20 protein-coding genes and 2 pseudogenes are annotated in these 13,383 nt (G+C 35.9%); 13 read left to right on the top strand and 9 right to left on the bottom strand.

Annotated elements, in window-relative coordinates; genetic code table 11:
• Window positions 1-26: 26 nt before the first annotated feature.
• The 6 genes and pseudogenes from IQ226_RS06785 to IQ226_RS25875 all read right to left on the bottom strand — a co-directional run.
• A complete protein-coding gene (locus IQ226_RS06785) occupies window positions 27-836 on the bottom strand; it encodes an Rpn family recombination-promoting nuclease/putative transposase (protein WP_193893719.1) in 810 nt (269 codons plus the stop codon).
• A gap of 116 nt (window positions 837-952) precedes the next feature.
• Window positions 953-1,123, bottom strand: coding sequence for a hypothetical protein (locus tag IQ226_RS24970; protein ID WP_228039290.1), 171 nt, complete (start codon window positions 1,121-1,123; stop codon window positions 953-955).
• 45 nt (window positions 1,124-1,168) lie between these two features.
• Complete coding sequence (locus IQ226_RS24965) at window positions 1,169-1,315, bottom strand: hypothetical protein (RefSeq protein ID WP_228039289.1); 147 nt, start codon at window positions 1,313-1,315, stop codon at window positions 1,169-1,171.
• Window positions 1,316-1,319: 4 nt separating this feature from the next.
• Window positions 1,320-1,679 carry a DUF433 domain-containing protein gene (locus tag IQ226_RS06775; RefSeq protein ID WP_193893716.1) on the bottom strand — a complete coding sequence of 120 codons (360 nt, stop codon included), beginning with the start codon at window positions 1,677-1,679 and terminating at the stop codon, window positions 1,320-1,322.
• Between the two features lie 72 nt (window positions 1,680-1,751).
• Window positions 1,752-2,273, bottom strand: coding sequence for a tetratricopeptide repeat protein (locus IQ226_RS06770; protein ID WP_370567096.1), 522 nt, complete (start codon window positions 2,271-2,273; stop codon window positions 1,752-1,754).
• A pseudogene (locus tag IQ226_RS25875) lies at window positions 2,259-2,453 on the bottom strand (tetratricopeptide repeat protein); the annotation flags it as partial. The gene IQ226_RS06770 and the pseudogene IQ226_RS25875, both read right to left, overlap by 15 nt.
• A gap of 130 nt (window positions 2,454-2,583) precedes the next feature.
• On the opposite strand from IQ226_RS25875, the gene IQ226_RS06765 reads away from it, so the two are divergent.
• Window positions 2,584-2,880: a hypothetical protein gene (locus IQ226_RS06765; RefSeq protein WP_193893713.1), complete on the top strand. Its 297-nt coding sequence runs from the start codon at window positions 2,584-2,586 to the stop codon at window positions 2,878-2,880.
• A gap of 6 nt (window positions 2,881-2,886) precedes the next feature.
• Window positions 2,887-3,291, top strand: a complete 405-nt coding sequence (locus IQ226_RS06760) for a type II toxin-antitoxin system VapC family toxin (protein ID WP_193893710.1) — start codon at window positions 2,887-2,889, stop codon at window positions 3,289-3,291.
• 122 nt (window positions 3,292-3,413) lie between these two features.
• Here the strand turns inward: IQ226_RS06760 and IQ226_RS06755 are convergent, their stop codons facing one another.
• Window positions 3,414-4,775, bottom strand: a complete 1,362-nt coding sequence (locus IQ226_RS06755) for an NAD(P)/FAD-dependent oxidoreductase (RefSeq protein ID WP_193893706.1) — start codon at window positions 4,773-4,775, stop codon at window positions 3,414-3,416.
• A 200-nt stretch (window positions 4,776-4,975) separates the two neighbouring features.
• On the opposite strand from IQ226_RS06755, the gene IQ226_RS06750 reads away from it, so the two are divergent.
• The 9 genes and pseudogenes from IQ226_RS06750 (at window position 4,976) to IQ226_RS06715 (ending at window position 11,076) form a co-directional block, all read left to right on the top strand.
• Window positions 4,976-5,206, top strand: a complete 231-nt coding sequence (locus IQ226_RS06750) for a DUF6737 family protein (protein WP_193893703.1) — start codon at window positions 4,976-4,978, stop codon at window positions 5,204-5,206.
• A 249-nt stretch (window positions 5,207-5,455) separates the two neighbouring features.
• Entirely contained in the window at window positions 5,456-6,142 is a 687-nt protein-coding gene (locus IQ226_RS06745) for a TIGR04283 family arsenosugar biosynthesis glycosyltransferase (RefSeq protein ID WP_193893700.1), read from the top strand.
• A gap of 9 nt (window positions 6,143-6,151) precedes the next feature.
• On the top strand, window positions 6,152-6,835 hold the full coding sequence (locus tag IQ226_RS06740; RefSeq protein WP_193893697.1) for a TVP38/TMEM64 family protein: 684 nt from the start codon (window positions 6,152-6,154) through the stop codon (window positions 6,833-6,835).
• A 141-nt stretch (window positions 6,836-6,976) separates the two neighbouring features.
• A complete protein-coding gene (locus IQ226_RS06735) occupies window positions 6,977-8,524 on the top strand; it encodes a mercuric reductase (RefSeq protein WP_193893694.1) in 1,548 nt (515 codons plus the stop codon).
• A gap of 148 nt (window positions 8,525-8,672) precedes the next feature.
• Window positions 8,673-9,434: a sterol desaturase family protein gene (locus tag IQ226_RS06730; protein ID WP_193893691.1), complete on the top strand. Its 762-nt coding sequence runs from the start codon at window positions 8,673-8,675 to the stop codon at window positions 9,432-9,434.
• A gap of 205 nt (window positions 9,435-9,639) precedes the next feature.
• Window positions 9,640-10,239 carry a tRNA-(ms[2]io[6]A)-hydroxylase gene (locus IQ226_RS06725; RefSeq protein WP_193893688.1) on the top strand — a complete coding sequence of 200 codons (600 nt, stop codon included), beginning with the start codon at window positions 9,640-9,642 and terminating at the stop codon, window positions 10,237-10,239.
• 63 nt (window positions 10,240-10,302) lie between these two features.
• Window positions 10,303-10,383 (top strand): hypothetical protein, encoded by an 81-nt coding sequence (locus IQ226_RS25870; protein WP_370567095.1) that lies wholly within the window; start codon window positions 10,303-10,305, stop codon window positions 10,381-10,383.
• Window positions 10,384-10,391: 8 nt separating this feature from the next.
• A pseudogene (locus IQ226_RS24960) lies at window positions 10,392-10,529 on the top strand (recombination protein RecR); the annotation flags it as partial.
• Between the two features lie 205 nt (window positions 10,530-10,734).
• Window positions 10,735-11,076 (top strand): hypothetical protein, encoded by a 342-nt coding sequence (locus IQ226_RS06715; protein WP_193893685.1) that lies wholly within the window; start codon window positions 10,735-10,737, stop codon window positions 11,074-11,076.
• Between the two features lie 347 nt (window positions 11,077-11,423).
• On the opposite strand, the gene IQ226_RS06710 is transcribed toward IQ226_RS06715, so the two are convergent.
• A complete protein-coding gene (locus IQ226_RS06710; RefSeq protein WP_193893682.1) occupies window positions 11,424-11,858 on the bottom strand; it encodes an Imm30 family immunity protein in 435 nt (144 codons plus the stop codon).
• A 127-nt stretch (window positions 11,859-11,985) separates the two neighbouring features.
• On the opposite strand from IQ226_RS06710, the gene IQ226_RS06705 reads away from it, so the two are divergent.
• Together IQ226_RS06705 and IQ226_RS06700 are read left to right on the top strand one after the other, a co-directional pair.
• The gene (locus IQ226_RS06705) at window positions 11,986-12,375 is read left to right on the top strand and encodes a type II toxin-antitoxin system HicB family antitoxin (protein ID WP_193893679.1); all 390 of its coding nucleotides are present in this window, start codon (window positions 11,986-11,988) and stop codon (window positions 12,373-12,375) included.
• Entirely contained in the window at window positions 12,372-12,797 is a 426-nt protein-coding gene (locus IQ226_RS06700; protein WP_193893676.1) for a type II toxin-antitoxin system VapC family toxin, read from the top strand. The genes IQ226_RS06705 and IQ226_RS06700 overlap by 4 nt, the downstream gene beginning before the upstream one ends.
• 275 nt (window positions 12,798-13,072) lie before the next feature.
• On the opposite strand, the gene IQ226_RS06695 is transcribed toward IQ226_RS06700, so the two are convergent.
• The coding region (locus IQ226_RS06695; RefSeq protein WP_193893673.1) for a transposase at window positions 13,073-13,383 on the bottom strand (311 nt) is incomplete at its 5' end.

Below are 13,383 nucleotides of genomic sequence, written 5' to 3'. Positions count from 1 at the left end.
TGAAAAATCACTACAAATACTCAGTTTTACAATGATTGAATTTCTTGTTGTAAAGCTCGAACTTGTTCAACAGATAATTCAGTGACTTCAGCAATTTGCTCTAAATTCATACCAATTCGTAATAAATTTATAGCCAATTTTCTTGTTGTTTCAGCCTTACCTTTCGCTTCACCTTCAGCTTTGCCTCTGGCTTCACCTTTAGCTTCACCTTCTTCAAGGATGTCTTGATAAATTACTGATTCGCGCATAATCTCACTCCTGAAAATTTTCTTGATTACATTTCTATTTAACACCAACCCAGCTAAAATACTGCTGGCAGCAGCTATATCCCTTTGTTGTTGTTGATCTTTAATTTTTTCGACTGCTTCTGCTACCTGGCTCAATACCATTGTAGGATCTTCTGTCTGACTTAGCACGGCAAATGGCAATAAACCGGGCGCGGTCATAAATTGTTCTGTTGGTTGTTCCCATAGACGGATTACTTCAAACTTATGGTGGGTTTTGTTTAATCTGAAACTATTCTCATGGACTAATTCAGAATCTGTTTTTCTCAAATAAATCACTACTTGGCGCATCTCTTTGTCAGGAAAACGCCGATAACCTCTAACTCGATAATCTAACATCCTAAAGGGTATATTTTTATTACCATCGGTCTGAAACTCAATATGTAATATTAAGTTCTCTGATTGTAATAAAATCAACGAATCAGCGCGAATTGGTTCGTTTGATAATTCTGTTGGACTCAGTTCTGTTAATTCGACTGGTGAACCTAGTAACCATGTGGCTAAGTCGGCTTGGAAGTTTTCGGCGAGATATTTACAGATGTTGTCATACATTGAATTTTACAACTTTAACAGTTTATTAATTACGCGCTCTTTTATATTATACTAGCGAGTTCTAAGCATTGCCTAAATTTTCCAAGGAATAACTTTCTCTTGAATATTTTTAACAGCTATGGTAAGGGTAAATAAACTATACGATCTTGATATTCACCATCTTCTGAAGCTAAAGCAACTAAGATTAATTCTTCTATATTTTCACCAACACTTAAATTAGGATTGAGAATGAAAATTCCTGGTATGTGACGATTCACAGCCATGTGATCAGCTAAATGTACAGGCATAGAAGTACGGTTATTTGTGACTAATACGAAATTATTCTCCTCACACTAACAGAGAATTTCAGGATCAAGTGTCCCTTTCTGTGGTATTCCTGTTTCTCCTACCACCTGAACAACAATATCAGGTTCTTTGAGTTTAATTTGTTTTGGATATAAAGGATTGATATTTTCATCAATCAAATATTTAATGGTCATTTCCTTATACTTTTGCTTGTCTTTCTATTCTCAGTTGACGAAGTTTTTCTGATACTGGTGGGGGATTAAGTCGCTGTTGTTCTCTCATTCTATGACCATGTTCTATCCAATTCTTCATGTAATCGCTGATAGTTTCTCTGTTTTGCAAATAGTAAAGGATAGTCGCATAGACTTGTTCTAAAGAAAGTGATTGATATATTTGAGCAATCTCTTCTGGAGAACGTCCACAATCAATGTATTCATAAAGTATTGTTTCAATTCCTATTCTAGAGTTTTTTAGTCTAATATCTTCAGGAAAAAGGAAGTTGAAATATTCAGTAATATCCTTCTTAGGAATAATTTGAGGAATAGTTTGGCTGTTCATAAATTTGAAACTATAATTTTCAAAGATTTGGGGATTAACACATTAGATTAATTATAACTTAACAGATTTTATTTATCGCCGAAACCAACCGCGTAACCAACGCCATAACCGACGCAACCAACCCCAAAACCTAGTACGGAAAACTACAGGCTTTTGTGGTTGAGAAAGATCCTCAATTGCATTGTTACAATTTTGCACCTTATCATCAAGTCCCATTGTCTGATACAGTTCCCGCGCATTGCGATAAGCACCCAGTGCATCTTGTTCCCTATCCACTTTTTCTAAGGACAGACCTAAATTAAACCAAGCATTTGCTTCTCCCCGAATATCCCCTATCTCCTTAGCTATATCCAAAGACTGCTGGTAGAAAGCGATCGCCCTTTCGTACTGTCCCAGGGAGTTGTAAGCATTGCCTAAACCGATTAAGGAATTACTTTCCCCCCGAATATCCCCTATCTCCTTAAATATATCCAAAGACTGCTGGTGGAAGGCGATCGCCTTTTGGTACTGTCCCAGGGAGTAGTAAGCATTGCCTAAATTGTTTAAGGAACGACTTTCCCCCCGAATATCCCCTATCTCCTTAGCTATATCCAAAGACTGCTGGTGGAAAGCGATCGCCTTTTGGTACTGTCCCAGGGAGTAGTAAGCATTGCCTAAACCGATTAAGGAATTACTTTCCCCCTGAATATCCCCTATCTCCTTAAATATATCCAAAGACTGCTGGTAGAATGTGATCGCCCTTTCGGACTGTCCCAGGGAGTTGTAAGCATTGCCTAAATTGTTTAATTATTCACTCGTTAGTCAAAAATTAACACTGGTGTAATAAACAGACATCACAAAACTAAAAAATGCTACAATATATAACATCTATGAATATCATTTACATATCTCTGGAGGAAATATTATGTTATCAACAGAACTTCAACAAGAGTCCATGATCAGCAGAATTGAGAAAATAGTTAATATTTTGATGGAAGAACGTCCTTTATTTAAGGAAGAACTGAATGCAGAGGAAATGATTCACGAGTTATATAATCTATTTCAGCAAAACTTACCTATTGATGAGTTTAATAGTATGCAAGATCAGGACTTAAAAACCCGTTGTAGCGGAATCATGGTGACAGAAGCAGTAGCAGGAACTTTAAATGAATTAACTTCCGAACAAATAGCAATTTTTGATGAAATGATTAAACGGAAATAAAAAAATATGGCATATTTATTAGATACCAATATTGTCTCCTTAGAACTAAAAAATAATTCCAAAATTAAGCAAAGATTAAAAGAATTTCAATCTCAAGAAGGATCATTAAGTATCAGTTGCGTTACTTACTTTGAAATTAAAAGAGGTTTATTTGCAGTCAACGCAATTAAACAATTAGAAAGATTTGATAATTTCTGTAAGGATTATCAAATTATTTTCTTGGATGATTTAGCAATTTTAGAAAAAGCGTCAGAAATTTATGCAAATCTTAGATTAAGAGGATTACCAATTCAAACAGAAGATATTTTAATTGCCGCAACTGCTATCGTTAAAGGATTTATTCTGGTTTCTAATGATAGCGATTTATTGAGAGTTGAGGGATTAAGTTTAGAAAATTGGTTACAGGAATGATTTTTCTGGGTATTTGATGAGAATAACTCAATGCAAAAAAATAAATCCCCGACTTCTCTAAGTAGTCAAGGATTTGGGTTTTAAGTGTTTTTAGTTGAGCTACTTCATGTCAACCACAAATACTAGAGATTGACTGGCTGCTTATTTTTGTTGGGTTGGGAATCGCCACTATTGTTAACAGGTTGTGTTGCTAAAAAAGCCTCTTTACCTGTAATCAATCGAGAGCGCCGATTCCGAGTAATATAATTCCATGCCCACTGAATTACTACTACTAGTTTAGTGTCAAACTCAATCAAGAAATAGATGTGAATTACTAGCCAAAATACCCAAGCAATGAAACCTGTGAGTTTGATGAAGCCTAAATCTACAACGGCTAAATTTTGCCCAATCATTGCCAAACTACCCACATCATTGTATTTAAATTCTGGCAAAGTCCGATCTTGCAGCCGTCGTTTGATGAGTTTACCTACATACTCTCCTTGTTGTTTGGCTACGGGGGCAACACCGGGTAAGGGTTTACCATTTTGATGGGAGAAATTAGCTAAGTCTCCAATTACGAAAATGTTTTTATAATCCTTGATAGTCAAGTCAGGTTCTACAACTACTCTGGCAGAGAAATCGCACTCTACATCTGTCCGTTCTGCAAGGATTTTCCCCAAAGCTGAACCTTGCACACCCGCTGCCCACAAGATAGTTTTTGAGGGAATTTCTGTCAATTCACCGTTTTGCTTGAAAGTAACAATGTCATTTTCAATATTTGTGACTCTGGTTTGAGTGTGAATAACCACACCCAACTTTTGTAAAGATTCTATTGCTACTTGCGATAATTCTGGGGCAATGTGTGGGAGAATGCGATCGCCACCTTGTAATAATAAAATTTTCGTTTCTGCGGTGTCAATGTTACGAAAATCTTCTTTGAGAGTTTGGTATGCCAACTCGGCGATCGCACCTGACAATTCTACACCAGTTGGACCTCCCCCCACAATCACAAAAGTTAACAAAGCCCGCCGTTTTACCGGATCACTTTCTTTTTCTGCGGCTTCAAATGCTGAAAATATCTGCCGGCGCATTTCTATCGCATCTTCCACCGTTTTCAAGCCAGGAGCAAATTCTTTCCAATTATCCTTCCCAAAGTAGGAATGATTAGCACCAGTGGCTAGAATTAATGTATCATAAGGTATGGATTCATCACCAAAAATAACTCGTTGCGCTTTAGGATTAATATCAGTTACTTCTCCTAACAACACCTTTGTATTTTTGCTTTTGCTGAATACAGATCGTAGTGGTGCGGAAATGTCCGACGGTGATAGCGTACCTGTGGCAACTTGATATAAAAGCGGCTGAAATAGGTGAAAATTACGTTTATCAATCAGAGTAACATTTACCTTCGTGTTCGCAAGCGCCTTGGCTGCATACAGTCCACCAAAACCACCACCAACGATAACAACCTCATGTGGTGCATTCTTCTCACGGGGAACAACCATAAACAATATTTCCTTTTGTTAAGAGTAATGTAACCTTTCTTAACAAATATGTAACAATATTATAATATATTTTGCCGTCTATTGAGAACTCTTGCAAAAAGACTAAAAGTAGTCAAAGTTACGAATAAATGATGATCAAAAAATATGAGGATAAATGCTGATATAATATTCCTAGCAAATTCCAGTTTTTTGATCCAAAAATGTCTGAAGAACAAACAATTAGCCCTTGGAAATATAAACCTTGGTGGTGTCAGCCTTGGTCAATTATCCTCACTGCTGTCACATTAATTAGCGGCAGTTGGTTAATATTTAAAATTATTTGGGTAACAATTTTAGTAGCTATTCCATTATTAATTTGGATGGGATTTTTTCTGTTAATTTGGCCACAAATGATGATTCGTAGTGGAGTTTTAAACAAAATCACAGAATAACTAATTTAAATATCGGCATTGGTGAATGAAAGAATGATTTTTTTTCACGCAGAGGCGCAAAGAGTAAGAGATTGAGAAATAGAATGTTTGAGTTTCATACCTCAATATGGCTATCAGCAACGCCTAAATATCTTGATCAATATAACTTGCTGATAGCGTAGCGTTAGCTATATAAACCGAAAACCCTAATAAATCAATCCTCCAATTCTTCCTCCTTCTGACTCCTGACTCCTGACTCCTGACTCCTATATGAATCCTCAAATTTCTATTATTATTCCCACACTTAATGAAGCGGGTAATATTAAAGAAGCAATCATTAGCAGCCAATCCAATAATAATGTAGAAATAATTGTGGTTGATGGTGATTCAAAAGATCAAACATTATTAATAGCCAAATCCTTAAATGTTCAGGTGATTATTTCTCCTCCCGGACGTGCTAATCAAATGAATGCGGGTGCTATGGCTGCTAGTGGGGAGATTTTGCTGTTTCTCCATGCTGATACTCGGTTACCGACTAATTTCGAGCAGATGATTCGTACAACCTTAGTAAAACCGGGAATTGTCGCTGGTGCGTTTGCTTTACGAATAAATGCCCCCGATTGGGGCTTGCGTTTGGTCGAATTTGGGGTAAAATGGCGATCGCATCTTTGGCAAATGCCCTATGGTGATCAAGCAATTTTTCTCACCAAAGATGTATTTGGGCAAGTTGGTAATTTCCCCCAAATTCCAATTATGGAAGACTTTGAACTTATGAGAAAATTAAAAAAACTGGGGAAAATTTATCTATTACCAACACCTGTAATTACCTCACCTCGCAGATGGTTAAAAAAAGGAATTATCCGAACTACTCTTTGGAATCAAATTATCGTCATCGCTTATTTACTAGGGATATCCCCCCATCGAATTCGTAATTGGTACTCTTCTTCAAAATTGTAAATAATTCTTATGGTCATGACATTTTTATCAGCAATAGATTTAGCTTTATTACAGGAATCTATTAGTGTATCTTCTCTCGGTTTCCTGTCATTTTTACAAAATACTTTACAATGGATTAATAGTCTTGGTGCTGTGGGGGGAATAGTATTTATTGGTATCTACATTATTGCTACTTTAGCCTTTTTACCAGCCGCAATTCTCACCTTAGGTGCTGGGATAATTTTTGGGGTAATCTGGGGTTCTTTGTATGTGTTTATTGGTGCTACTTTGGGTGCTGTAGCTGCATTTTTAGTAGGACGTTATTTAGCTCAAGGTTGGGTAAAAAAGAAAATATCTAGTTATAAAAAATTTGCCATCATTGATAAAGCCGTTAGTAAAGAAGGATTAAAAATCGTCCTATTAGTCCGACTTTCTCCCCTTTTTCCCTTCAACTTATTAAACTATGCTTTTGGAATTACTAGTGTTGCTTTTCAAGACTATTTAATTGGTTCAGTGGGGATGATTCCTGGAACAATTATGTATGTTTATTTTGGTTATTTAGTAGGAGATCTAGCCTTAATTGGTAATAAGAATCAACCCAATAATACGATTCTTCACTGGGTAATTCAAATCATCGGATTTATAGCGACAATTGCTGTCACAGTTTATGTAACTAAGATCGCTAAAAAAGCTTTAGAAGAGGAGATTTTATGATAATTTTCTATTTTCTATCTGCGACAATTTTAGGGAATTTGTTAAATATAAACCTGACAAATTTTTGATAATGATGTATCTATAAAAAAGATCGCCCAATCAAGAATATACTTGATACCTGACCATTTAGAGGTAATACTAATGTCAAATTCAGAATCTCCCAGAGTCACAATGCGTCCAATGGATGAGTTTAATCAAAAACTAATCAAAAATGTTCATCCCGATAACTGGCTAAATCCCCAACCGGCTGATGATTATGATTTGGTAGTTATTGGTGGGGGAACTGCGGGTTTAGTTGTAGCTGCGGGGGCTGGGGGTTTAGATTTGGGTTTGAAAATAGCCTTAATTGAAAAAAATCTCATGGGAGGAGATTGTTTAAATTTTGGTTGTATCCCCTCTAAATGTTTAATTCGTTCTGCTCGTGTAGTTGAAGAAATCAAAAAAGCTAAAGATTTAGGGATTAATATTTCCCAGCAATTTGATGTAGACTTTGCCACAGTTATGGAGAGAATGCGGCGGATTCGGGCGAGTATTAGTCATCATGATTCTGTGGAAAGATTTAAAAGTTTAGGAATTGATGTTTTTTTAGGTGCTGGTAAATTTAAAAGTAACAATACTATAGAAGTTGATCAGCAAACATTAAAATTTAAAAAAGCTGTGATTGCGACAGGTGCTAGGGCTGTTAAACCGAAAATTCGGGGAATTGAAGCAGCCGGTTATTTAACCAATGAAACTGTTTTTTCTCTGACTCAAAAACCCGAAAAATTAGCAGTGATTGGTGGTGGGCCTGTCGGTTGTGAACTAGCACAAACATTCCGGCGTTTGGGTTGTGAAGTGACATTATTTCATCGCGGTTCACATATTTTAAATCAGGAAGATCCAGAAGCAGCAGAAATTTTGCAAAAAGTTTTAATTGATGAAGGGATTCGTTTAGTATTAAATTGTCAATTGGAAGAAGTAGTTACAGTTACGGAAGGAAAACGCCTCTATTTTTCTGTGAATAGTGAAAGAGATTCGGTGACAGTTGATGAAATATTAGTTGGTGCGGGACGGGCGCCAAATGTGGAAAATTTGAATTTAGAGGCAGTGAGTGTAGAATATGATCAAACCTTTGGTGTGAAAGTAAATGATTATTTGCAAACCACAAATCCGAAAATTTACGCTGCTGGTGATATCTGCATGAATTGGAAATTCACCCATGCGGCAGATGCAGCAGCGCGAATTGTGATTAAAAATACCCTGTTTTCGCCCTTTGGTTGGGGACGATCTAAACTCAGTAGTTTAGTGATGCCTTGGGTGACATATACCAGCCCGGAAATTGCCCATGTGGGGATGTATGCAAAGGAGGCGGAAAAATTGGGTATAAAAATAGAAACTATTAAGATTCCTTATATTCGTATAGATCGAGCGATCGCCGATCATGAAGAATCTGGTTTTTTAAAGATTCATCACAAAAAAGGCTCAGATCAAATCCTGGGTGCAACCATAGTTGCTAATCATGCAGGAGAGATGATTTCCGAAATTACCACAGCTATTGTTAACAATATTGGTTTAAGTAAACTTAGCACTGTAATTCATCCTTACCCCACCCAAGCAGAAGCAATTAAAAAAGCCGCAGACGCTTATCGCAAAACTTTACTCACACCAAAAACTAAGCAATTATTGGGATTTTTAACAAAATTTTCTTAAATTAAGAGTTTCAGATCCCCGACTTCTTAAAGAAGTCGGGGATCTTGTTCTTTGTTCTTGAGACTCAAGAAAATATTCATGGTAAAATTTATAAATAGAGAGAAAAAATTGACCCATCTACGGCAGAATTATCAGGACATCAAACAAAATGGAATATAAATCTCTGGCTGTTGTCAGCAGTATCGTAATATTTGGAATCCTAGAAACCTCAATTCCTTTTTTTCCATATCATCAAACTTTACTTAAAAGAGTTATTCACAATTTAATTTTAGGTTTAGTAAATTCTTTGGTGGTTAACATCACAATTATTTTAATCTTAAAATTTCTCTGGAAACCAACTTTGTCACTGGGATTTTTTTATGATCTAAATTCACCCTGGTTGCACTTTATTCTCTCTTTTTTATTGCTGGATTTATATATGTATACGTGGCATAGATTAATCCACACTTGGGATTTTGCTTGGCGGTTTCACAAAGTCCATCATACAGATAAATGGATGAATATATCCACAGCTTACCGCTTTCATCCAGGAGAAGTAATTGTCTCCAACATCCCCAAAATTGGGTTAATTTATCTATTGGGAATTACCCCAAATGCGTGGATATTATATGAATCTTTATTTGCTATATCCTTAGTTTTTCATCATAGTAATTTTGCTTTACCCTTCAAAATAGATAAATTTCTGAGTTATTTTATTGTCACACCTAATTATCATCGCGCTCACCATTGTCAACTAACAAAATATTTAAATAGTAATTACACCAGTTTGTTAACTATCTGGGATATAATATTTCAATCCCGTTATTATCCACCCCAACCAGAAACCATCCAATTTGGTGTACCCGAAGAAACTAGAGATTTTAATGTCATCAGTTTATTAAAACTACCGTTTGTGTCCGTTAATAAATAATCAAATTTAGGCATTGAATAATGGCGGTATGAAAATCGAAAATTCCCTTTCTCAAACTCTTACTCTTTGCGCCTTTGCGCCTCTGCGTGAGACAAATTGATACTTTCATTCAGCAACGCCCAAATTTATTGTATTATAGAAATAATTCGGCAAACGTCCTTTTTCCTAGATTAAAAATAATTATCAAATTTGGAGTTTCTTCGCTGTGCTGAGTTCACCTTTACCCACAATCAACGCCCTCAAACAACCTACCAGTGATGCTTGGGTAGAGCAAGCGATCGCTAACCTTGATATTATTTTATTAGACCACTCCCACTGTGAACGCAAAGCTGCCGGAGTAGCATTAAATATGATGTTTCGCTATCCCTCTAATGCTAAAATGGTCAGGGAGTTAACAGCGATCGCTCGTGAAGAACTCGAACACTTTGAACTTGTTAATCAATGGCTAGAACGCCGTCAGATCAAACTAGCAGCCCTATCCGCACCCCCCTACGGTGCAGGGTTAAAATCCCAAGTTAGGGGACAAGAACCCCAGAGATTTTTAGACTCCTTACTCGTCACCGGCTTAATCGAAGCTCGCAGTCATGAACGCTTAGGACTCCTAGCTGCTAACTGTCCAGAACCAGAACTAGCTCAATTTTACCGCAGTTTAATGGCATCAGAAGCCAGACATTTTGGCACCTATTGGGTTTTAGCTGACACCTATTATGACCGCAAAATCGTCATGGACAGATTAGATGAATTAGCAGAGGTGGAAAGTCAATTATTATCAACCTTACACCCAGAACCGAGAATTCATAGTTAGTCAGTTGTCACGAATTACCGTTGGACGAAACATAGTTCATTTTGAGCCAAATTAATCGAACAATTGCAACGGCTACCCGGAGTTAGTCCCAAAAGCGCCCAACGTTTAGCTTTGCACATCTTAAAAAGACCAGAAGCAGAGTAGAAGCCTTATTATACATAGGTCAATTGCCAAAACCATTTACAAAAGTCACCCGCATTGCTTTTGGTTTACCTGTAGGTGGTGATTTAGAATATGCTGATGAATTAACTTTAGCTAGAGCATTAGAAGGACGCAGAGAGCTAGATTAAAAGTAGCAAATCTTATTACCATGAGGATTTTCAGGATATTTTTTGTCTGAATCAGGATGTCCAAGATTAAAGGATTAACAGGATGATAAAATATCAGGCGATCGCTAATAAAATTCTATAAATCTTAAAATCCTGTAGATGATAATTTTAACTATTTTCAAGTATTATGTTATAATCAATTCAGAATTAGAAGAGTAGAAATATCATGATTTTAGCTGTGAAAAATCCTTCTCCTACTATTGCACCTAAGTTAACTTATGATGTGTTGATTGAAAATCAAGCAGATGGTACTGTGAAAGCGACATTATTAAGTTTACCAGAATGTCAAGGTTTAGGGAATACAGAAACGGAAGCAATAGAAGAATTAGATAAGATTTTGCAAGTTCGTTTAGGAAATGCTAAGATTGTCACTTTAGAAATTAAATCTCCTCAAATTGAAAATCCTTGGATGAAAATAGCAGGTAAGTATAAAGATGATCCACACTTTGATCAAATGTTGGAATATATACAAGAATATCGTCGTGAATTAGATGCAAATAATGAATAAAGGTAAGTAAAGCAGTGAATAATTTAAGAATACTAGACACTGATCATCTGTCATTATTGCAAAGAGGAAATACATTGATCAGACAAAGATTAAGTATGTTTAATCATTCACAGAAAATCTATAAATTACAATCCTGTACATCCTTAAATCCTGGTAATCCTGATTCAGACAACCACAATAAACAATCTCCAAATAGCCAGAAGCCAGGGAATTAATTCCCTGTCTAAAAGCTCAAGTCGGTTTAAACCGACTATTGGGAATGATGGAATATTACATTTATCTTCATCAGGTAAAAAGTCAATCAAATCCTGTACATCCTTAAATCCTGGTAATCCTGATTCTGACAATCACGTTAGTACACTTTCTTTAATTTCCAATTTATTGATAATACTTTCTTCCAAGAGATGATAGAGAAAATGAGGAGTGTTTAAATTAGCTGAATGTAATAGATTTTGATAAACTCGACACGCTGATACATCATTTAAAATCCGGTTGTGAATAATTCTTGTCCATTCAGGTGCTGTTACCATTAATTGTGGAACGACTTCAATAAATGCTGTAATTTGTTTTTCCATATCAAAAGATTCCAGAAAATGAATTAAGCTAAACATCACTTCTGGCTGTTGACATTGATCATCTAAAATTAGATGATAGGCAGATAATTTATTTTCATCAGGATTTTCAGCTATTTCAGCTAAAGCATTTTCAAAATTTGTAACTTGTTCTTCTGTTTGCATTAAGCGATTTTCTTGCAAGGTTGCTAATAAATTATTTTGATTCATTGTTTTGTCCATAAAATTGACGATCGCTAATAAAGTCCTATAAATCTTAACATCATCTAGATGATAATTTTCACTTTGTTCAAGTATTGTGTTATAATCATTTTAGAGTTAGAAGAGTAAAAATATCATGATTTTAGCTGTTAAAAATGCTCTTTCCACAATTGCACCCAAGTTAACTTATGATGTGTTAATTGAAAATCAAGAGGATGGTACGGTTAAAGCTACGCTGTTAAGTTTACTAGAATGTCAAGGTTTTGGTGCGAATAAGGAAGAAGCATTAAATAATCTGATTCAACTTTTTCAATCCCGAAAACCAGAAATAGTAACTTTAGAAATTAAATGTTATGAAACTAAAAATCCTTTAGTGGAAGTTACAGAAATACGCAATAATGAAGGTAATGCTTGGGATGTGCTAGAGGCATTAACAGGAACTATTGAAGCACCAAGTGATTGGTCAAGTCAACATAATCACTATTTATATGGTAATTCTAAACATGACAATGAGATCAGAGAATGAATCAGGAAAGACTATTTTTAGATACGGTATTTATTCAGGCTTTATTAAACAAGAATGATCAATACCATACTCAAGCAAAAGCATTATTACCAAGGGTGAAAAATGCCGTTGAAGTATGGGTAACAGAAGCAGTTTTAATAGAAGTTGGTAATGCTTTAAGTGCAGTGAACCGCACAGCATCAGTTCAGTTTATTAATCAGTGTTATCAAACAGATAATATCAAAGTTGTCAGTGTAGATACATCGCTTCTCATGCGTGCGCTGGAACTTTATCACAGTCGTCAAGATAAAAATTGGGGTTTAACAGATTGTATCTCATTTATTGTGATGCAGGAACAGGGGTTAATTTATGCTGTAACGGCTGATATTCATTTTGTTCAAGCTGGTTTTGTGGCTTTATTAAGGAATCCAGGGAATAATTAGATTGTCAGAATCAGGATATCCAGCATTAGAGGATTTTCAGGATGTTTTTTAGAAAATATAGGTTTTTGTAAATGATAGAAAATATATTTTTCTCTAAATCATAATTTATAAGCATTAAATATTCACAGAAAATCTATAAATAACAATCCTGTACATCCTTAAATCCTGGTAATCCTGATTCAGACAACCACAATAAACAATCTCCAAATAGCCAGAAGCCAGGGAATTAATTCCCTGTCTAAGAGGATGTTTGAAAAGTTTTGAGGAGTCAAAATTTATGCCAATCGCCTGATCATGATACGGATCATAGCTAGATAGATAAAAGTCTCAGAGGTTTCAGGTAGTAACTCGTAGTCTCTGACTAATCGACGACAACCCATCAGCCAGCCAAAAGTACGTTCCACAACCCATCGCTTTTTGAGGACCACGAAACTTTTAGTTTGCTGTGGTCGTAGCACCACCTGAACAATCCAACGGCAAACGTCCATCACCCACATCATAAACGATGGACCATCAAACCCACCGTCAGCCCAAATAGTCGTCAATCGAGAAACCTGAGTGCCCATATCTTTGACACGCTTGAGTG

The sequence above is a fragment of the Dolichospermum sp. LEGE 00240 genome (genome assembly GCF_015207875.1).
GTDB classification, from domain to species: Bacteria; Cyanobacteriota; Cyanobacteriia; order Cyanobacteriales; family Nostocaceae; genus Dolichospermum; species Dolichospermum gracile.
Note: the sequence above shows the minus strand (reverse complement) of the source record. Positions and strands in the feature narration are given on the sequence as shown.